The sequence below is a fragment of the Candidatus Williamhamiltonella endosymbiont of Tuberolachnus salignus genome, from assembly GCF_964019775.1.
GTDB classification, from domain to species: Bacteria; Pseudomonadota; Gammaproteobacteria; order Enterobacterales; family Enterobacteriaceae; genus Hamiltonella; species Hamiltonella defendens.
Window position 1 is genome coordinate 1,904,620 of sequence record NZ_OZ026471.1, and the last position, 19,519, is coordinate 1,924,138.

At 40.7% G+C, this 19,519-nt stretch carries 24 protein-coding genes and 4 pseudogenes; 9 read left to right on the forward strand and 19 right to left on the reverse strand.

The window, feature by feature from the left end; translation table 11 throughout:
• Positions 1 to 6: 6 nt before the first annotated feature.
• From AACL23_RS09380 to AACL23_RS09415, 8 genes are all read right to left on the reverse strand, one after another.
• On the reverse strand, positions 7 to 261 hold the full coding sequence (locus AACL23_RS09380; protein WP_015873558.1) for a Txe/YoeB family addiction module toxin: 255 nt from the start codon (positions 259 to 261) through the stop codon (positions 7 to 9).
• A complete protein-coding gene (gene yefM / locus AACL23_RS09385; protein WP_015873559.1) occupies positions 258 to 509 on the reverse strand; it encodes a YoeB-YefM toxin-antitoxin system antitoxin YefM in 252 nt (83 codons plus the stop codon). The genes AACL23_RS09380 and yefM overlap by 4 nt, the downstream gene beginning before the upstream one ends.
• A 104-nt stretch (positions 510 to 613) precedes the next feature.
• A complete protein-coding gene (locus AACL23_RS09390; RefSeq protein WP_123875440.1) occupies positions 614 to 1,063 on the reverse strand; it encodes a helix-turn-helix domain-containing protein in 450 nt (149 codons plus the stop codon).
• Positions 1,064 to 1,070: 7 nt separating this feature from the next.
• Positions 1,071 to 1,628, reverse strand: coding sequence for a PAS domain-containing protein (locus AACL23_RS09395; protein WP_339051338.1), 558 nt, complete (start codon positions 1,626 to 1,628; stop codon positions 1,071 to 1,073).
• Between the two features lie 179 nt (positions 1,629 to 1,807).
• On the reverse strand, positions 1,808 to 2,083 hold the full coding sequence (locus tag AACL23_RS09400) for a helix-turn-helix transcriptional regulator (protein ID WP_015873553.1): 276 nt from the start codon (positions 2,081 to 2,083) through the stop codon (positions 1,808 to 1,810).
• 624 nt (positions 2,084 to 2,707) lie between these two features.
• On the reverse strand, positions 2,708 to 2,848 hold the full coding sequence (locus AACL23_RS09405; protein WP_158530930.1) for a hypothetical protein: 141 nt from the start codon (positions 2,846 to 2,848) through the stop codon (positions 2,708 to 2,710).
• Between the two features lie 531 nt (positions 2,849 to 3,379).
• Positions 3,380 to 3,619, reverse strand: coding sequence for a plasmid partition protein ParG (locus tag AACL23_RS09410; protein ID WP_015873568.1), 240 nt, complete (start codon positions 3,617 to 3,619; stop codon positions 3,380 to 3,382).
• Positions 3,616 to 3,909, reverse strand: coding sequence for a hypothetical protein (locus AACL23_RS09415; RefSeq protein ID WP_339051341.1), 294 nt, complete (start codon positions 3,907 to 3,909; stop codon positions 3,616 to 3,618). Before AACL23_RS09415 ends, AACL23_RS09410 begins: the two co-directional genes overlap by 4 nt.
• Positions 3,910 to 4,283: 374 nt before the next feature.
• Here AACL23_RS09415 and AACL23_RS09420 point away from each other — a divergent pair.
• Positions 4,284 to 4,418 (forward strand): annotated as a pseudogene (locus tag AACL23_RS09420) (hypothetical protein); the annotation flags it as partial.
• A 378-nt stretch (positions 4,419 to 4,796) separates the two neighbouring features.
• Here the strand turns inward: AACL23_RS09420 and AACL23_RS09425 are convergent.
• The 7 genes and pseudogenes from AACL23_RS09425 to AACL23_RS09455 all read right to left on the reverse strand — a co-directional run bounded on the left by AACL23_RS09425 (position 4,797) and on the right by AACL23_RS09455 (position 8,601).
• Positions 4,797 to 5,546, reverse strand: coding sequence for a YopT-type cysteine protease domain-containing protein (locus AACL23_RS09425; RefSeq protein WP_339051343.1), 750 nt, complete (start codon positions 5,544 to 5,546; stop codon positions 4,797 to 4,799).
• The gene (locus tag AACL23_RS09430) at positions 5,512 to 5,829 is read right to left on the reverse strand and encodes a hypothetical protein (RefSeq protein ID WP_339051345.1); all 318 of its coding nucleotides are present in this window, start codon (positions 5,827 to 5,829) and stop codon (positions 5,512 to 5,514) included. Before AACL23_RS09430 ends, AACL23_RS09425 begins: the two co-directional genes overlap by 35 nt.
• Positions 5,830 to 6,245: 416 nt before the next feature.
• A pseudogene (locus tag AACL23_RS09435) lies at positions 6,246 to 7,238 on the reverse strand (IS3 family transposase).
• Between the two features lie 121 nt (positions 7,239 to 7,359).
• Positions 7,360 to 7,500 (reverse strand): hypothetical protein, encoded by a 141-nt coding sequence (locus AACL23_RS09440; protein ID WP_339051666.1) that lies wholly within the window; start codon positions 7,498 to 7,500, stop codon positions 7,360 to 7,362.
• Positions 7,500 to 7,796, reverse strand: a complete 297-nt coding sequence (locus AACL23_RS09445) for a phage terminase small subunit P27 family (protein WP_268802497.1) — start codon at positions 7,794 to 7,796, stop codon at positions 7,500 to 7,502. Before AACL23_RS09445 ends, AACL23_RS09440 begins: the two co-directional genes overlap by 1 nt.
• Before the next feature lie 317 nt (positions 7,797 to 8,113).
• On the reverse strand, positions 8,114 to 8,473 hold the full coding sequence (locus tag AACL23_RS09450) for an HNH endonuclease (RefSeq protein ID WP_015873580.1): 360 nt from the start codon (positions 8,471 to 8,473) through the stop codon (positions 8,114 to 8,116).
• Positions 8,474 to 8,484: 11 nt separating this feature from the next.
• Positions 8,485 to 8,601, reverse strand: a complete 117-nt coding sequence (locus tag AACL23_RS09455) for a lysis system i-spanin subunit Rz (protein ID WP_422389636.1) — start codon at positions 8,599 to 8,601, stop codon at positions 8,485 to 8,487.
• A gap of 219 nt (positions 8,602 to 8,820) precedes the next feature.
• On the opposite strand from AACL23_RS09455, the gene AACL23_RS10335 reads away from it, so the two are divergent.
• Together AACL23_RS10335 and AACL23_RS09460 are read left to right on the forward strand one after the other, a co-directional pair.
• Complete coding sequence (locus AACL23_RS10335) at positions 8,821 to 8,991, forward strand: transposase (protein WP_422389637.1); 171 nt, start codon at positions 8,821 to 8,823, stop codon at positions 8,989 to 8,991.
• Between the two features lie 29 nt (positions 8,992 to 9,020).
• Positions 9,021 to 9,721: pseudogene (locus AACL23_RS09460) on the forward strand (IS3 family transposase); the annotation flags it as partial.
• A gap of 440 nt (positions 9,722 to 10,161) precedes the next feature.
• Here the strand turns inward: AACL23_RS09460 and AACL23_RS09465 are convergent.
• Genes AACL23_RS09465 through AACL23_RS09475 form a run of 3 tightly spaced genes read right to left on the reverse strand, consistent with a single transcriptional unit; the run spans position 10,162 to position 11,017 of the window.
• Positions 10,162 to 10,344 (reverse strand): hypothetical protein, encoded by a 183-nt coding sequence (locus tag AACL23_RS09465; RefSeq protein ID WP_171770473.1) that lies wholly within the window; start codon positions 10,342 to 10,344, stop codon positions 10,162 to 10,164.
• A gap of 60 nt (positions 10,345 to 10,404) precedes the next feature.
• Positions 10,405 to 10,791 carry a hypothetical protein gene (locus AACL23_RS09470; RefSeq protein ID WP_339051348.1) on the reverse strand — a complete coding sequence of 129 codons (387 nt, stop codon included), beginning with the start codon at positions 10,789 to 10,791 and terminating at the stop codon, positions 10,405 to 10,407.
• Positions 10,784 to 11,017 carry a hypothetical protein gene (locus AACL23_RS09475; RefSeq protein ID WP_339051667.1) on the reverse strand — a complete coding sequence of 78 codons (234 nt, stop codon included), beginning with the start codon at positions 11,015 to 11,017 and terminating at the stop codon, positions 10,784 to 10,786. Before AACL23_RS09475 ends, AACL23_RS09470 begins: the two co-directional genes overlap by 8 nt.
• Here AACL23_RS09475 and AACL23_RS09480 point away from each other — a divergent pair.
• The 3 genes and pseudogenes from AACL23_RS09480 to AACL23_RS09490 form a co-directional block, all read left to right on the forward strand.
• Positions 10,961 to 11,246, forward strand: a pseudogene (locus AACL23_RS09480) (IS481 family transposase); the annotation flags it as partial. The gene AACL23_RS09475 and the pseudogene AACL23_RS09480 overlap by 57 nt on opposite strands.
• A 398-nt stretch (positions 11,247 to 11,644) precedes the next feature.
• Positions 11,645 to 15,307: a hypothetical protein gene (locus tag AACL23_RS09485; RefSeq protein WP_339051350.1), complete on the forward strand. Its 3,663-nt coding sequence runs from the start codon at positions 11,645 to 11,647 to the stop codon at positions 15,305 to 15,307.
• A 194-nt stretch (positions 15,308 to 15,501) separates the two neighbouring features.
• A complete protein-coding gene (locus tag AACL23_RS09490; protein WP_339051352.1) occupies positions 15,502 to 15,699 on the forward strand; it encodes a hypothetical protein in 198 nt (65 codons plus the stop codon).
• Between the two features lie 110 nt (positions 15,700 to 15,809).
• Here AACL23_RS09490 and AACL23_RS09495 read toward each other — a convergent pair whose 3' ends face one another.
• Positions 15,810 to 16,106, reverse strand: a complete 297-nt coding sequence (locus tag AACL23_RS09495; protein ID WP_100096415.1) for a type II toxin-antitoxin system RelE/ParE family toxin — start codon at positions 16,104 to 16,106, stop codon at positions 15,810 to 15,812.
• A gap of 234 nt (positions 16,107 to 16,340) precedes the next feature.
• Between AACL23_RS09495 and AACL23_RS09500 the strand changes: the two genes are divergently transcribed.
• The 3 genes from AACL23_RS09500 (at position 16,341) to AACL23_RS09510 (ending at position 19,435) form a co-directional block, all read left to right on the forward strand.
• Positions 16,341 to 16,853, forward strand: a complete 513-nt coding sequence (locus AACL23_RS09500) for a DNA-3-methyladenine glycosylase (RefSeq protein WP_171967133.1) — start codon at positions 16,341 to 16,343, stop codon at positions 16,851 to 16,853.
• A 395-nt stretch (positions 16,854 to 17,248) separates the two neighbouring features.
• Positions 17,249 to 18,355, forward strand: coding sequence for a winged helix domain-containing protein (locus AACL23_RS09505; RefSeq protein WP_339051356.1), 1,107 nt, complete (start codon positions 17,249 to 17,251; stop codon positions 18,353 to 18,355).
• 369 nt (positions 18,356 to 18,724) lie between these two features.
• Positions 18,725 to 19,435, forward strand: coding sequence for a helix-turn-helix transcriptional regulator (locus tag AACL23_RS09510; protein WP_339051358.1), 711 nt, complete (start codon positions 18,725 to 18,727; stop codon positions 19,433 to 19,435).
• The last annotated feature ends 84 nt before the right edge of the window (positions 19,436 to 19,519 follow it).

Genomic DNA, 19,519 nt, shown 5'->3' on the forward strand with positions numbered 1-19,519 from the left:
ACAGTTTCAGTAGTGATAACGACATGACGCGATTAGCAAGGCATCATCACCCACGGCGTAAACCAGCCTATGCTCAGTGGTGATCCTTCGTGACCAGAATCCAGCGAGATTATGCTTCAGCGGCTCAGGTTTTCCCTTACCTTCAAAAGGTGTTCTGCTGGCATCTTTAATGAGTTCATTGATCTTTTTTACTGTTTTTTTGTCTGTTTCCTGCCAGTACAGATAGTCATCCCACGCCTCGGCAGACCATGTAAGCTTCACTCAATCATATCCCTTGTTACGCCGAACCCTTCTTTCAAGCTTTCTACTGAATCCATCAGTCTACGGGCATTTTTAGGCGATCTCATCAGGTAGGCTGTCTCTTCGAGAGAGTTATACTCATCGAGAGACATCAGTACGCATGATTCACCGTTCTGGCGAGTGATGAGTACAGGCGCTCTGTCTTCAATCGTCTGGATCATGGTTGTCGATAAATTCTGTCTTGCTTCACTGTAGCTTACTGCTCTCATATCGCACCTCGTTATTTACTGGAGTTTGTACAATTCATTGTACATAACATTTGGGCTATATGAAATGGCGATTCTGGTTTCAGCCGGCAAACGGACTGAAACCGCTATTTTTTCCAGAATTGCCATGATTTTTTCACCACCGGCTGTTCGACTGGTTCCTGTGTGGTTGGCAAATTGGACTCTATCAGTAACAGGGCTTGCTTGAGGTCTTCGTTGCGCTTGTCTTTTTCAGCGAGTAGTAGTTCTTTTTCACGCAGCAAGGCTTTGACTAATTCTACTTCAGCTTTTAACGCTTGGTTTTGATGCTGCAAAATCTGGTCAGATAACTGCACAGAATCACCTGCCAAATGCTGCACAGTACTGCCTGATTGTTCACTGCCAACTTGCTGACCAGTAAATGATCCAAAAACACGCAGAAGCTCTGATGTGTCTATCTTTGAAGTGCCATTGCTGTCTGTACACTTGGTCAGTTTTCCCTGCTTAATGTATGACTGCACTGTTGTGCGACTTTTTCCAGTCAGTCTGGCTGCCTCACATATTGATACTAGAGCCATAGATACCTCAGTTCCGTCCGTACTTAGCTAAAATATTTTCCAGTGTTGTTCTCTGTTTTTGAGTTAACCATGAGAATGAACCATTCAGATCGTACTTGCTTTGCATGTCACTCAAGAATTTCGCCTCAAAACTGGTGAGCTGAATTTTTGCAGTGAGTGAGTCCAAGAGTGAGAAGAATTGACATTGTCTGGCTTCTGCGAGGGTGCCGATAAGCTGGCCTGTTTTATCAAAGAAGGGATGAATATCAAAAATGTAGGGTTGAAGATGGTTTTCTTTTCCAAAATTCGCCGTTATCAGTAAAGAGACAGCAGTTTCTTTTTGTATGACCCTCTCCTCTTGCTGATGAATCCCTTCAAAAAATTCTGATATGTCCGTTTTGATTTCAGATAACCGTTTCCCTTCAACAGGAACCCCTTTTGGGACATTCAATAGTTCAGCCATTGCGGGATTCATATAAAGATAACGAGAGACTTTATCGCGGATGTGGTGGGGATGAGGATGAGGGGTTAGGTGATAAATTATCTGATTTGAAATGTCTTTTGGGTTGAAATGCATCTGACTCATCCCCTCTTTTTTTTGAAAAAAGCGGTCATTAGAGTAGGCAGTATTAACAATATTTCGAGATCAATACAGACGGGAAAATCCCTAGTGGTCAGTTTTTTTTTAGGGTATGGAACAGTCATAAAAGTCCAGTAAATAGTAAAAACTAAACTTTTATGACCTCGAATGAGTGAATAAAGAGATTATTGATTTTCTACAGCACATCCAGACAATGCAAAGAACACCAAACGCACCTGAAATAGAGCCATCATCATGTTGATAGAGTGAACCTGACATCGTTTTTTAATGTGATCTAACATGACTTCTACCGCCTTGTAGCTGACCTCCCGCAACGCGGCAATTTCTTTTTTAGTTAATCCCAAAGAAAAAAGCATCGCCGTTTCAAGTTGCTCTGACGTGGTGAGCTCGGGAAAGACCTTTCGGAATTTTTTGATTTGCTTTAGGTTGAAAGTTTTCATAGAAATCCCTCACTAACAGACCTGCGGCCTATCCATAGAAGGCTATTTTCCTTGAACATTACGTTAAATGTTCTTCGTTCGTTGAGTGTAAATAGGACTTTTCCTGAAGGGGTATTGGAGTTTCTGGAGATAATACAATATGTATCGATAAATTTAGAGCGGAGTTTTATGGTAGCCATAGTTTCGGCCTCTTTCGTATAGTTAATTTTCAACCTTGCCCCCGAGATCAAACGGGGTGGCAAGACGTAACAGGATTGATCTACCGGCACGAAAGAAACCGGCGAGCTTTTAGCTCCCTCATTACGCCACACCATAATGTGAACGTAACTTTGGTTTACGACGGACGTAAAAAAACCGCATGTAGCGGCGGATGTCCGCTTGGATACTCAGGCTATCAAACCTGATTGCCCTTTTTATAGGCAACGTATTCAATATAACGGCTGGGGTTTTTTATTTCAATGGGTTTATGGAAGGGGGCAAAAGGAAGGGCATATCAATCATTGATAATTCATTTAATTTTAATATCAACCCCCCTTCGTGTTTGTGTTTGTGTTTGTGTTTTTGACTGAATGCCCTAAAGGGCATTGGAAGGCGGTACTCGGTAGTGACAGGGGAACACAGTGGTTAAGCCGCCGAGACGTGAGCGTCAGCGAACTCCTGAAAGGTTATATCACACAGAGCCGTGCTTTTGCTCGCTGCCAGACGGGTTTTTACCTTTTCAATCAAAAAGAAAACATAGGTCAACTTATCCACAATTTTCTCCATGTTTTATTTCTTTTTTCTTTTTAAAAAAATTCACTGTGATTTTGCATTTATCTTTTAGGATGCATCCATCATCAAAATCGACTTGCATTTAAATGTGGACAAAGTGTTTTTAAACGAACTCAAACTCATTTTTAATGACCAGAGGTCATTCTTGAAGGGGATTTTTTGACCGAATGAGGGTAAATGGTAATCAATAGGCGGATGAAAGCGTCAGGAAGCCGACGCCAGACGCGCAGATAATTTTTTGAAGAGACAACACCCATCCTCCATAAAGCTCCCTGTAAAAATCGGCTTCATTGGCAAAAACATTATGAATAATTTTTCAAAGGCACTGTACTTTTAATGTGAATTATTTTCTTATAATGATAGATTTTTTGACCATATAAAATCTAGAAAAAATTTAATGTCAGACATATTATCATCGCCGAAAGTCTGTTATCTAAGGGGCATTAAAGCGAAAAATCGTATTCTTGAATACATTTCCAATTAAATAATCGGCGGGCTCTTCTTGCTTTATTAAAAAATAAAATTTTATAGCTCATTTTTTATATATTTATCGTTAAGTAAATCACGAACTTCATCTGCTATTTTTGTCCCCCTCAAGGCACAAGCGGATTTAACCGCTTTATGTAAACTTTCAGGAATATCGATAGTCAGTCTTTTCATTTTTTCTGGCACTTTTTTCGTTTCTTCAATAGCTCGAGTCTCAACCCATGAATCAATATCAGGTCTATCTGGTTTAACGCCAAAAATTATTTTTTTATTACTCATGATGGCAACTCCAAAATTTCATCGACCAAAGCAGATATTTCCTTTGCATCACTACTATGAGGTTCTAATTTAAAAACAGCTTTTCCAGCTGCCGCTGATTCAGCAAAAATAACCCTTTGAGTGACAGTTGAGTGAAGAACATCTGTTGAATAGGTCGCTAACGCATCACACACGTCACGCCCAATGGCCGTATTTGCGATTTTGCGATTAATAACAAATACGGATTTAATGTTTTCTTTATAAATTTTAGCTTCATTGATAAGAGCAATGACTTCCTGCGCAGCCCACACATCATATGGACTGGGCTGAACAGGTATAATAACTATAGGCGATATTTTAAGTGTGATTTTACAATCACTTAATTTTTATTATGACCTGTGATTTTGCTCAAAATCAGGACATTCAGTGCTTTTTTCAGTCTTTCATTTTCCAGTCACTTTCCTTTCTTAAACTTCCTTCCAGCCGGACGCCGTCATCATATAAGCAGTGAGGGCACGGCGGTCATTGAAAATGATATTTGACCCCGATGGTACCTCGGGTGTCGGCGTACTCTTTTTTCCCGATTTGTTGCGCCACATGGCCCCATAGATTTAAACGCGCACGGATTAATGTCCGTAAAAATTCCCAGAGAGCAAGATATGACACATGCCCAGCCGCCAGAACAATACCTGTCAGTGATACGCAGGCTTACCGTCAGTTCGGAAATAGCGTCGTCATGCCGGTCATGCAGGAAGTCGCCCGCATCATGACGCCCCACGTGCGGGCGCAGATGCATTGCCCCTGTTTTCCTGATGGTTGACGTAGTAGACCGCGCGACACGTAGCCGAAGGAAGTAAGTGCAAATACAAAAACGTATTTTGGAGAGAAATTAATTTATTTACAGATAATTCAAGACAGATTTACATAAATAAACGGTGTTTGAGGTTTTTTTAAATTGAAACTTATAAAATATTTTGAATTAAAAAATCTCAAAGTTTAAAAATGATTTAATAAAATAAATTATCCAAAACTGGATTTAAGAAACGTAAATGATATTTAAAAGTCTGGCCCCCTCACTGAGGTTTATTAAACATAACATAAAACTTTTATTTGAAATAATCTATCCGTTATTGAATTTTTTAAAACATAAAGAAGTTAATACTTTAAATTTTATTTATCAGGAGGTAAATTTAAGTTGTTACACCTTACCCCCTAGGTTATTTTTTTTATCTAGTATTGTTATTTTAAAATCATCACAAGCTGAATACCAATAATGATTTAAACAAAAATCAATGAACCAAGCTTTAAAGTCTTCTTCATGATAAAAAGTAAACAATCTATGGTTCGGGTCAGAAAAAATAACTTTTGTTTTGTTTTTTTGATTTTCAATCATAATAGATATGTCGTGAGCCGCATTTTTAGTTTCTGAAGCAATTCTTTCATAAATATTTTTTTTATTTTTATTAGAGATAATAGAATCTGCTACACGTAAAGCAAAAACGTGACGTTCTTCATCGTCTTTTTTAGCAATATCAATAAAATCGATAATTGAAAAATTATTTTTTTCTAATATTTGATCGTCGAATTTGAAATCGGGGTTTTTAAAAAAAATTTCGTCGCCTTCGGCCTGCAAGTGACAAATTTTGTTAACTTCTGAAATTTTGAGCTTTGATTTTTTATCATTTTTATTAACAACTCGCATGTCTCTATCTATTGTTTTTCCTTCAGATAAGGCGATTAGCTGTTTCGTTGAATAACCAGCACAAATACCTAATGCTGTTGAATCAGAAAGCTTAATAATAGATGCAAGCTTTCCTGTATTTTGATTATAGTGTTTAACGACTGTACCCCCATATTTTTTGACAGTTTCGTCGATTTCGTTTTGAGCTAAATTATCCTCAGTTCTGAGTTTTTTAGCTGTTTTGGGTGTCATTTTTTTCTGTATCATATCTACTCATCAATGCTTTTTGCACTTCTGAACTGCAATTTAACCCAGGCAAAATTGGTTCATCAAATTCAAATTTATCACCATATCGCTCTAATAAATAAAAGCGTTTTACATCGTTCAATTCTTTTTCATCTAAATCTCGAATTTTAATCCCAAAATTTGAATTGACGATTCCAGTAAAATGATCAAAATTTTTTGTATTTTTTTTATTTTCGGCCCTTGATTTATAAGTTAATAAACCAATCCCCGATATAAAGTTTGTAAAAGTATTTATATTATTCATAGTTCTCTTTTCATTTTTTGGTTAAGTCAAAAAAAATAACTTGATGATTTTTTACATTAAACAAATTTCATCCATAAAAACATCAGGGGATAACCTGAATATGGCTTTTAAAAGGGTCATATATAGAGCGGGGAGGTTTGAATAAGCTGGAGTAGGGGTTGTTTGATGTGTTATTTCTAATAAAAAATTTTTGGCGTGTTTTGAGCGTGTAGAGATAGGATAATTTTCAGCGGCCAAACAAATAAAAACAGCCCATTCATTCTCCTCTTGGGGCTTTTGGCCACTGTATTTCCCCCGCCTTGGGGGCAAGGGGCTTTCCAGGCGAAGCGGGGTATTCTACAAAGGCATCATCCTCAGGCCGCCCTGACAATGTAGTTGAAAGCCCATTAAGGGGTCGATGTTCGTGGGTGTAGTGGTCAAGTAAAACAGGCCAGTATCTTGTGTTTTTTCCAGTACAACCGCTGCGGTTCATTTGGCGTTCATCCCCCGTTGTATTGATGAGGCCGCGTTTGACTGTAGTAGCCAATGAGATCATCAACAAGATCCCGCCTGGCTTCTTGTTGAGTTGGATACCCTGCTTTAGCTATACGATAGCGCCAGAGTGGCTGCCTGAACGTCAGGCTCGTGTCATGGCAACCTTGAGCTGAATGAAACCTGACGCCGTTGGGGCGTCCTCTTGATTCATAAGCCATCCACAATGCCTTGCAGGTGAATTCACTGTCTGGGGAAGAAGAGAGGGCCCATCCTGTCGGTTGACGTGCAAACAGGTCTATCAGTACGGCTAGACAGGTCCAACGATTCCCTGCCCAGAGATAGGTCACATCTGATGAGGGGCAGCCACAGAAAACTGACGCGCTCACACGTCAGGAATAGCCTGATGTTCCTGTCTCGCCTTTTTATATTGATGAGTCGCTGGCTGATGGCTGACCCGTTCCAACTGACGCATGACTCTCGTTGCCCGATAGCGACTTGGCGGAATACCCCGTTCTGATACCATGGCAGACATCGTTCTTGCTCCTGACGTACCTGAGCTTGTCACTCTATCTGTTCAGGCTTGATTCTATTAACCCCCTTTACCCAATATTGATAACGGCTTCGATGTATCCCAAACACTTGACATCAGCGTGTCACTGCATGGCTCTTCTTAAGTTTCTCTACTCACGGGAAGTGTTCAGGAACTCTGACATTAAGAGAGATGAAGCCTTTTTTAACAGGCTGTTCTCTTCTTCTATTCGTCTCATTTTCTTTTCTCATTCGCGGCTCTTTTGCTGTTCTTGTGTCATAGGAGACCCCGAGGGGCTTTTCCCTTCTCATTCCCCTTTTCACTGATTCACCCAGGAACTCATGGCGCTTTTACTCACGCCCATGGCTTTTGCTCCTTCTATCCCCCTATATCCTTGTTTTGTCACTCATTGAGCCCCTTCTAGCTTAAATTCAGGGCTGTAGGGGAGTTTGTGTTTCTTATCCATTTTTACACCTGTATTGATAACTTAAGTCTATCACCTGGTTTTTATCAGGTGGCCAAATTAACTATGCCACTACACCCCTCTCTTCCCCGTTTTGCAGGTCATCGAGAAAGCGCTGACAGGCCAGTCGAACATAGTCCCCGGCCAGAATCTCACCCGACACAACACGCCCGGCATAGCGAATGCTGTCGGCGACCGTGGCCATTACTCTTCCCGCGCGCTTAAAAATTTGCTGAAAGGGTCGAGTGACCCGGGTTCGGGACTAGGGACTTTAGACCGACTGGCAGGGGTCATGCCGAATTCCGTGAGCATGGACCTTAACCGCTTCCAGGCATCGGCCATCATGGCCACCTGCGGATGAGGGCGGATCATGACATTGCCGTCCTGCGATTGGGTTTTGTAGAAATGACCTTCTTTGTCTATCCCGTCTCTGTGCTGTCGCCACTCCACATAAGCACCAATCAGCAGTTCCAGGGCCATCCCGTCCAGATGGGTCAGGATATCACTGAGTTAATTTAATTTTTTAAAATTAACGAAGATAATGTCTGTTTATTCAGATTGTTTTGTAGATATTCAAAAAACAATTATCCTTATCGGACTACAACCTATCAAGATGATAAGGCTTATTCATATCTCTTATTCTTGAGATAGTGATTCGTGAACATAAAAAAAATTTGCTACTATTTACGGACCACTTATAGGTATCAAAGCATTAAAGCATAAACTGCTTGTTAAAAATAAAATTGCCATAAATCGTCTGGATGCGCTCGCTCTGGATTTGCCCTGCATTTTCTTTATTTCGTTTCATCATATTATATTTAACGTTGATAGTTAAATCGCTCACGTGCTGTCTTTGCTTTATGACATTCGTGGCAAATGGCCTCCAGATTTCTCTCCTCATCGGTGCCGCCAAACGCTTTGGCCTGGATATGGTCCACGGCCTGGGCGCTTCGGATAACACCTTGCCGCCAGCACGGCTGGCACAAATAGTTATCTCTGGCCAGGATACGGGCTCTGAGCCGTTGCCACTGAGCCCCATAACCCCGCGCCTGTCGGCTTTGACCCTGCTGATGCTGTTGCCAGCCTTCGTGACGATGGGTTGTGCAATAGCCGGAACGCTCGGTCGTGGTATCAGGGCAACCGGGCTTACGGCAAGCTCGGGGGATGAGGGCCGGCATGGGAATAACCTTTATGGTTTATTCAAACAGACCTTCCGAACATAATCCTGCAAGCCGTTTATTTGCTGCGCGGCGATGTCGATTCTGTTTCGGAGGCGGAAATAATCCCGTTGAGCGGGGGTCAGCAAGTCGGGCGGGGTGTAGTGGCATAGTTAATTTGGCCACCTGATAAAAACCAGGTGATAAACTCACGTTATCAAAAAAGGGGGAATAATGAACAAAAAACACAAACTCCCCTACAGCCCTGAATTTAAGCTAGAAGGGGCTCAATGAGTGACAAAACAAGGATATAGGGGGATAGAAGGAGCAAAAGTATCATCGCCCTCCGTGATGGGGTGAGGCGGTCAATGAGCGAAAAAAGAGGACAAACTATTTCCCAGGGTAAAACAATGACAGCAGACCAACAACGGATTCAAGAGCGGGAAGCCAAACTCCGCAAGGTTGAACGGGAGAAAGATATCCTCAAAAAGGCTTCATCTCTCTTAATGTCAGAGTTCCTGAACACTTCCCGTGAGTAGAGAAACTTAAGAAGAGCCATGCAGTGACAAGCTCAGGTACGTCAGGAGCAAGAACGATGTCTGCCATGGTATCAGAACGGGGTATTCCGCCAAGTCGCTATCGGGCAACGAGAGTCATGCGTCAGTTGGAACGGGTCAGCCATCAGCCAGCGACTCATCAATATAAAAAGGCGAGACAGGAACATCAGGCTATTCCTGACGTGTGAGCGCGTCAGTTTTCTGTGGCTGCCCCTCATCAGATGTGACCTATCTCTGGGCAGGGAATCGTTGGACCTGTCTAGCCGTACTGATAGACCTGTTTGCACGTCAACCGACAGGATGGGCCCTCTCTTCTTCCCCAGACAGTGAATTCACCTGCAAGGCATTGTGGATGGCTTATGAATCAAGAGGACGCCCCAACGGCGTCAGGTTTCATTCAGCTCAAGGTTGCCATGACACGAGCCTGACGTTCAGGCAACCACTCTGGCGCTATCGTATGACCCAAAGTCTCAGCCGTAAAGGTCATTGTTGGGACAACTCTCCTATGGAACGCCTGTTCAGAAGCCTCAAAACAGAATGGGTACCCAAAGCAGGGTATCCAACTCAACAAGAAGCCAGGCGGGATCTTGTTGATGATCTCATTGGCTACTACAGTCAAACGCGGCCTCATCAATACAACGGGGGATGAACGCCAAATGAACCGCAGCGGTTGTACTGGAAAAAACACAAGATACTGGCCTGTTTTACTTGACCACTACAGTCTGGTGAATCAGATCGATGACGGTTTGGGTATGCGCTTCCTTTCCGGCCATCGGCTCATAGCGTAACGGGTAAAGCTGCAACGGCAAATCCTCGGCTTTCCACTGTGCGTAAGCCGGATGGTAGGCTTACGGCTCAATTGATTTCAGTAGATGCCTGTAGCACCATGTCACGATGTGATCGGCTGACTAAAGATAGCCGTTTTTTTTCTGGAAATAGCCCCCCAATGCTTTGGCAATATCATTCGCCAAAGAAGGTTTTTCTGCTATATATAGGTTCATGCTTTCTTCCTGTAAGGGATGTCAAAATCAATGTATTTTAGGGTATTACCGCCCCTGAAACGATAAAAACCATCACCAAAACAGGATTGAGATTCAGCATGATGTCCTTCCAGGTTGATTTCAATGAAAGAAGAGTGTAGAGCGGGGGGCGTTAATTCGACAGATCGATTCTGATATCACTGCTCAGGTGGTAATGGGCTGAGCTCAGTGCCACGCGGAGGTGATCGCCCTGGGCTATTGTTAAGCGATATTGTTTTTGTACGACGCCCACTTTAGGTGCAGATTGATAGAATAAAAAAATAGAAGCGGGTATAGTTAATTTAAATACCTTCATACTTAAATCAGTCATCTTTATTGTCGGGGGCAGTTGTAGCTTGATAGAAAAATCATAACCTTAACTTATAAACCAAAATTGATTATCTCCATAAAAAGCAGAAATCTTAACGTGAGGAGCCAACAATTCCAGGTTTTTCAGTTGTAAGTTCCTAAGCTTACGTTGAGGCCTAAAATAGGCTTGAATGAGTTCTACCGTCCAGAAAAACACTGAAAATATAAAGCGAAATGGGGCAGTAATGAAATTAAAAGTACGCTTCAAAAAGAGTGTTTTATCATTTTTTTTAAATAAAGGCTTATTTGGATTAGCTATAGTGTTAGGGGTCTCAGATGTATTAGTGACATTCACATGAGTTTCTGATGCTAGTTCTTCTGGTGTTTCTTCTATTATTGTTTCTGGTATTTTTGATTTGTTTAGTTTTTTTATATCTCCTCTTAGTTCAGACATTGTGTTTAATAGCTTTTTTCTTGTGGTTTTTTTCTATTTTTTCTACTGTTTTATTCAGCCCTGATATTGTTTTGTCTAATTCTGTTTCTTTTTCTGCTTTTGTCTGGGACGCGGATTCTGTTACTTTTTTAGGAATACCCTTGTTATTTTTTTTTACCGAGTTTGTTTGATGACCGCCGCTCAGTTTCTGAGAAACCTCATTGAGGCGGTTCCCTACCAGATTCATACGGTGTTAACGGCATCCAATTTTGCAATGGTAGGGCAACTCAATAACTCCTGTGGAACACATCTTTGACCGCATATGCAGAGAAAACACCATTGTACACCGCGATTAACGCCCATCCATTCGCCTTGGACAAACGGGCAAGTCTAGCGCATGAACAGAACCCTTAAGAAAGCCACGGTAAAAACGTTATCACTACGATTCACATGAACAACTCACTCAGCATATTCAATAGTTCTTTCTAGATTACATCTTGTTCAACCTCTAAAAACCCTCAAAGGCCTCACGCCCCATGAATTTATTTGTCAACAGTTGACTAGGTACCCTGAAAATTCACCATTAACTATAACCATCAAAATACGGGATCTTACACCTGATTTCTCATTCCGCATCGATGTTACCGTCTTTGCCAAAGACAAATGATCCCCTCCTCTTCTTAAGGTATTTATTTTGATAAAAAAGTGAGCGATTTTTGATATTTATTTTTACTTAAGGTAGATAAAATTACACAACAACAAACCACAATTAAATCAAAAATACACAAATCATGCCTCTAAAAATCGGAATATAAAAATACTTAGGGGCTTCATTTATTAATAAGTTTTTTTAAAAATATTAGGGAAATAAAAAATGTTCTCATGTACTAAACCAACGAAATTGATTACAGACAAGGTATTCTTAGAGGATACAGATAGACCAGATCGTTTAACAAAAAGTTTTTCTAATTTTTTGCAGGCACAAAATGTAGAAAAAACAATAAAAATAGATAGTAATGAATATAAAAAATATAAAAAATATAAAAAATATGGAAAAATGATTCTTAAAAACAATCAAGTGACTGATGTTAATAAAGATATATTTAAAGATGTTAATAAAAAAATTTTAGATAGTATCCAAAATACAGAAAATCCTGAAAAAAAGAAAGATTTGATTACAATAAACTCATTTTTAAATAAAAATTTTTTATTATCAATACTTTATGAAAATCTATCACCTGTAAAACACGGTGAAATTTTCAGATGCGCCAAAAAGAAACATGATGTTATAGAAAGTTTTCAAAGAAATTTTTGCTCAAATAATAATGACGCTGTAGTTATTGAGAAAGAATTTAAAAATTTTCTAGAAAAATTTGATTTTGCTTACAACAAGATGATATCTGTGACCTCAAAAGCAAAAAATATACAAGCAGATAAATATAAAATTGCTTTGGAAATGATTAGAATACCTTTCTATATTTTACAAGAATTACAAAAAAGAGGCGACAAAGTTATAATCACTCCGGATAATATAAGTACCTATGATCCTTCTTATTCAGAAGGTAAGGGTATTACTGTTGGTACAAAGAGTTCCGCATGTGCAAAAAAAATTATTGTTGCAATGGAAAAAAGTAAGACGGATAAAGAAAGTTGGGATGTTATAATAAGCCCTTCAAATGTTTTAATTCATGAAATGGGTCATGCAATCGATAGTCTTCTTGCCGGAAAACTTGGCTATACTAATACTAATCCAGAAGTTTTTTCTCTAAACAACGAGGAGTTTTTAAAAGCATACGCGGCTGATTTTTATAACAGAAAAATAGAAGACGGAGAAATGTATTTTTATCAGCATAATTTTGCAAGAGGAAAAGAAGAGGCATTTGCTGAAGCATTCTCTGTTGCACTTGATCCTAGAGGTAAAAGATTTGATTGGCCCAATACTATAAAATGTATTAAGGAGGAGATCATCAAAAAATACGAGAGTGCATCTAATAATAAAAATTATGTTGCTGATAATAGTATTACGATTGCAAACACTAGTCATGCCTCAACTTCATCATCCACAGAGAGGGCAACGACATCAGGTTATGGTGCCACAGCGGCCATCGGCAATAACGCTGGCACTTCTGCCCAACAAAACTCCTCCTCAGATACCCAAAACACAACCCCAGGCGCTGACAGCGGGGCGGAGACAGCAAATAACACGACTCAAAACACCGCGGCCATATCGAATGCCACAGCACATGCCGCGTTGGCTTCAACCTCATCAGAAAGGGGATATGATAATCCGTTTAAACCCCTTGCTGACAATGAACCCTCTCAACGGGTGAGCATAGAAGAAAAAAGCCAAAAAGAGAAAGCAGAAAAAGCCCTCAACAATAGAAAAGACAACGATACCAGGCAACGCCTCACCGAGAGCACGACGTTAAAACAGCGTATCGAGCCTCAAAAAATCATAACGAGTGCAGGAACAGAGTTGCCTGCAGAGTCCTTAGAGCCTCATCAGCCCGTCGCCAGGTTTGATGTCTCTGATACAGCACTGCTTGAACCCTGGTTAATGAGGTTAAAAAATAAAAATGCGGTTCAACGTTTGGAGGAATATTTTAAAATAACCCAAGAAATATTAGACACCTGTGGGCTGGAAGACTCTAAACGTCTTTTTGCCCACCCAAATCTGATCAAGGAAGCGGTTTGTTTTGCTGGACACTCTCTTAATGGGGGAATGTTCAAAGATGCATACTTATCTCCATTAAAAATCACTTACCTGAGCGCGGCCTCTCTCGCTCAAGAGGGTAAGCTTCCCAATGAATATTATTCGGTCTGGACTCATGATAAAGAGACATTTTCTCCAACACGTTTACTACTAAATATTTATGGCAAAGACTACGATTCCCCACCAAAGATTTCTGGGAAAAATGACTCTGAATCAAGTCCCAAAAGATTACAACCCCTGTTCAGCATACTTAAAAGTGCTCAATCACCGTCATTCAAACGATTGGGTGCAGATTTAAATCATTTTTTAAAAGATTTAAAGAAGGAAAAATCTTTAAATAAAGACCACATAAAAAACATCATGGAAAGTTTTGCCGCGTTCTCCGTTCAGCATAGTGCCCCCCCTGGATTTTTAGCAGCCAATGGAAAAGATGAAATGACTACAGTCAATTCCCTGGATGCATTGAAAAAATCAGTAAAAAACGTAATAGAAAATTTTGAAGCACTTAAGAGAGAAGATGAAACATTGGGAGAAGCACTTGAGGCACAACGCACGTCTGAGGCAGTCAATAACGCACAAACGCAACAAAAACAAGAAGCAAGACAGATTGCATCCGACAGAAGCCTTTCTGCGTTTTTTCAGGAAAATCAAAGAAAAGCAGTAGAATTTAAACAGAATAAAGAGCGAGAAGACAGGGAGACTCAATATAAAAAGACAGTAGAGTCTCAACAATCTGAAATAAAAAAGAGTATTCTCAGCAGAAAACTTGAATCAGACATGTTTGCGTATCATCTTCACAATGAAAATAAACTGGCATTAGAGCAACAGGCTTCTAAAAAGCGCGCAGAGGAGGCGAAAAAATTAAATGACGCTGCTAAAAAGCCCGCATTAGAAGGTCCAAACCTCTCAGGTGCACGAAGTGCGTCTGAAAACAACGGCGCATTAAATGGCTCTGGCAAAAATCAATCCGCATCGGCGTTAAATGAGCCATCTACTTCTCAAGGTCACTTAGAGAGTGTGGCCGAAAATGATTCAGCTCTAAATAAAGAGTTGTTGATTCAGACAATTTCTTCTCTTCCTGGGGCTGAGCAAATAGAGAGAAGAGATGGTGATAATATTATTCTTGACCTTAAAGTAGATTTACACATCTCTAATCAAACGAAAATTTTTAATCAAAAAAACGATAAAGATGGGACTGCAAGGCTCGAAGTGACGGTGAAACCGGAAAAAACAAAGACTGTGTATTCTGCTCATAATACAACCTCTATTGAGCCTGAAAATTCTGCGACTGGACCTCAGCTGGCGACACTTTATAGTCTTAATAAAAGCGATGCGGGTATTGGAATACATATTAAAGGTGCCGATGGCTCAGAAATGAAGACGGCCTGGCCTTGGAAAGCCTTTGATAATTTCAATTATACAAGCCCTCAAAAAAACATATTGATTACTACAGGAGCCATACCTAACGGAGATCAGCCTCAGGCCTTGCCTAATAGTTTCTCCGAAGCAAGTGTCAAAGGAAATATCTCATTCAATTCCGAAAATGACATAGAGAAATCACGCATCGAGAAAAAACAGCCACAATGGCCTGAAGCTCAAAAAAATCTTGCACAACTTTATCAAGAAAGCGAAAGGCACAGAGAAAAAGCAAAACAGGAGAAACGGTGGGCAGATGCAGAGAATCAACGTAAAAAGAACGAGGAGTCCAGAGTCTCTCATGAAAGGCGAGATTTTTTACACAAAGCAGCAGAGTCACGCATGGTGAAAAATAATCTAAGGGAAACGGAGTTGAAAAAATCCAGTAATAAAAATGGCGTTCTCTAAAAACACACGCGAGCCAAAAACGGTAAAAAACCATCCTGACCATGAAAAAAGGGCGCATCAGATGTAAAAGGTTGAATTTAATCTGACATTCGAAACTATCTTATCTTAACGTCAAGGAATATGAGAAATGAATCAACCTTTTACAAGTTTCTCCAGTATTTTTTCCAGCGGCTCGCGAATCAGGGGGTAACCAGTTGTCAGCAGTTGCAGGTCCACATTCCAGCGGTGACTTCGGGGTTAACCGTGACCGATTTTTTGTTCAGAACAATTGGGGCACTTCGCAGCCCAAAGCCTTTGCAAAAGCGCTCCAGCAAGCGAGTGAGGAACAACGCACACAGTATCAACATCGATGGCGACATCTGGCGCTGATACTGCCCCCAAAAAATTCATAGGGAAGGGGTTCTTTTCAGAACAGGGGCTTGAATCGGATACGACTCGGTGGGCTGAAATATATCAAGGTTTTCTTCGCCATGATTAATGGTCGCTGTTCAAAGTGGGGGATTTATTCACAAGATAAAATATCGACTAAATTTCGACCACAATAAGCGCCGCGTTCAATCCGAACAATATTACCCATAACACGGAAAAGTATGGCATACCGCCCGACATAAGCCATGCGGGCTTCCTCTCCAATATCTGGACGCAGTTGATAAATCAACGGGTTAAATTGAATGTCATAAAATTTTTTGCGGAGCTCCCGAATGAAGGTCACTGCGCGGCGGGGATTATTTTGGCTGATATAATCAGCGATATTCTCCAGATGACCTTCAATATAGCTGGAAATTTCCAATCGATTCACTTTTTTGCATCCGCTTTGTCAGCCATCACCTGATATTTATTTTCGAGACGATTCAATACATCGTCCATCGAGCTAGCAGGTGTTTTATCACTGATCGCTTCTTTCCAAAAAGGTAAGGCAGAATCTGCCAGAACTATAGCTCGTCAGCTTCTAGCTAACGGTGTTGATCGGGCGATTGTCAAAATGTCGACGGGGCTGTCTGATGCTGAGATGAATGCGCTGATGGATTAATTGATGTCGAGTGATAGTATTTTACCTCGCTCATTTTATGAGCGTGATACGCTTTGTGTAGCAAAGGATTTGCTGGGAAAGGTTTTAAAGTTGGCTGACTATTTCGGGGTTATCAACGAAGTGGAAGCCTATGTTGGGCAGGATGATCCGGCCTGTCATGCCGCGAGAGGCTACACGCCCCGAACAGCCGTCATGTTTGGTGCTGCCGGATTTTCGTATGTTTATCTTATTTACGGCATGTATCATTGCCTGAATATTGTGACCGAACGTGAAGGTTTTCCGGCGGCGGTTTTAATTCGAGGCATCGACTTATATAAACCCACAGTGATTTCTTTAGATGGGCCGGGTAAACTCTGCAAAAAATTAAATATCACGAAGAAGAATAACCAGATTGATTTAACCCAATCTCATGATTTTTGTGTTTACAACTCTACTATTCAACCTGAATATATTGTAACACCAAGAATCGGAATAAAAGTGGGCACTGATAAATTGTGGCGTTTTAAAAGCATATAATATTATCACCACCAAGACTTATAAAAGTGCCTGATAAAAAAATACTAACATGTCCAAGATCCCTCAAAATCAATGTTCAGTCATCATCTCGATTTTAGAAAAAACTCTATTGAAATTAAACTGTTATTCTAAATATTCCCTTGCAGGAAACTCCTCCGCCCACTTCTCTTACGTTGTCAACGCGACTCTACAATTGACTGATTTTTGATCTTCTGAAATGTCTGGTTTTGCTTAATCACGCCATTCCTGTTTTTCTGGCACGCTAACAACTAAAAATAAGAAAAGTCAATCGTTTTCTTCTCTAGTATCATCATTTTTAATGATATACTCTTCCTTCAATAAAGCCGGAAGGGATTTTATTCATTTTGATAATAAAAAAAGGGAGAATGTAGTACATGCATCTCATCATCAACTGGGAAGATTTTTTACACCACCACTGGCAAAAACATCCTGTCTTGTTAAAAAAAGCAATTTCTGATTTTATCAATCCGGTTTCGCCTGAAGAGCTGGAAAAACTGGTCATAGAAAAAACCCTCGATAGCCAACTCATTCAAAGGCGTCACGGAAAATGTCAATTAGTCCATAAACCCTTTAATGGGTATGCCTCATTAGGTCAACGAAACTGGTCATTAAGAGTGGAAGCGATAAACCATTGGCACAGAGCGGCTGAAGCATTTCTGTCTCTGTTTCGTGTTTTCCCCGATTGGGTCACAGAAGCGCTGACGGTGTTTTTTTCAGTCCCCGGAGGTGGGATTGGCTCTCAGACTAAACCGTCTGACGTGTTGGTGATACAAGGAATGGGACGCAGCCGATGGCGTGTAGGAGATCGAGGGTCATCGCCGGTTGATGATGGTCAGAACGACTTTTCTGAGTCCATCATGAATGAAGAGCTCAGTTCAGGGGATATGTTGTATATCCCCAAAGGTTTTCCCCATGAAGCCATTTCGTCCGAAGCCGACCTGAGTTACTGCCTTCAGTTTTGGACAGACAACAGCCTGCGTATGATAAGGAACTGGACTGAGTCCCTTTCAGATGAAAATCATAGAGGCATTGAGTATGCCCCCTCACCCGATTTACTCCTGCGTGACGACCCCACCGAAATTCTGCCTCAAGACATCACCGCCCTCCAAGAGATGATGAGCCAATTTTTACTCCAGAAGAGAGAACATCTGGAAAACTGGTTTGCTCAAGAGATGTCTCAAACTTCCTATGAGTTACCGAAGGCACCTGCGGCTAAGGTGTACTCCTCTTCACAAGTTCAGACTTTATTGCAACAGGGACATCCATTGCACCGGTTAATGGGGCTGCGTATGTTACACATCGGCAACCGCTATTTTGTCAACGGCGAGTCGCTTGACTCAGATCATGCGGACGCCTGGAACATTCTCGCACGACACAGAACAATTGATGGCCTCCTGCTCAGTCACGTCATACACGACCCCGATTTTATGGAGCAGCTAACCTTGCTGATCAATAAAGGGTATTGGTATTTTCAACCATAAATCAGGCTATCCCTTTACCTGGTCTTTGAAGGAGTTGACTTCCTTTTTGCATAGAGATGTCCAGGTCTACCTGACTCCTGAACAGTGGGTTTCACTACTGTTGGAACTGTGGATATCATCCAGTAAGGGGGATGTAGGGGTATTTGTATGAATGAATCCAGTCAAAGTATTTGCATTGTCTATATTTAATGCAATACTTTTATGGAATTCTCTGTCAGTGAATTGATCAGTGGGATTACCCAATGCAATGTTAATGAATTTAATTGAATTCTATTTTCAAAATAGTACTGACGTTTATCAATCGCTTTTATGGCTCCGTGATACACAGTTTAAATTGCGTCAGTTCTCAACTTGAAAAAGGAATATGACATGAAAGAACATCAAAAACCTGAATCAAAAAAATTAACGGTGGATTATTTAAGTAAAGCAATGATCTCTATGATGGAGCATTCAAATATACCTTGGGGGATAAAGGATAATCAGTCAAAATTTGTCTATTTAAATAAAGCTGCATTGGATATGGGGAACATTCCAGCAGGCTTTGATTTTGAAGGGCGTCGAGATGAGGAATTTCCATGCCCATGGGCAGAAATAGCAACAGAGATTTACGCCCATGATAGAAAAGCCGAGCAAAGTAAAGAGGGTGTTGAAGCGATTGAACATTCTTATTTTGGTAGAAATGCGGTTTTAGAACCCTGGCTGTGTTCAAAATTTCCTTTTTTTAATGATGAGGGTCAGGTTTCTGGTACTGTATGTTATGCAAAGAGATTTAGTTTTATTTCCATATGTGATTTCTTCAATAACCTAAAACCCTCTGTAGTGACTCTTACCCCTCCCGTAGACACTTTTACAGAAAGAGAGCTGAATATCATTTTCTACGCCTTTCATAAGCTGTCCTCCAAAGACATTGCTAAAAAGTTGTGTCTCTCCCATAGAGCTGTCGAGAATAGACTACAAAGAATTTATGAAAAAACAGGGGTCACTTCACGGGATGGATTGATAGAATATTGTCACACAACCGGATTTAATCACTATGTTCCGAAAAATTTGCTCAGAGAAGGAGTGGAGTTTTTTTGGTAATTCTGAGGGGGTCTGTCTCTATGGTATTTTCACACAAGGCCGCTCACTATCAACCTATTAGCCAATATTAAAAGCTCATTGAAC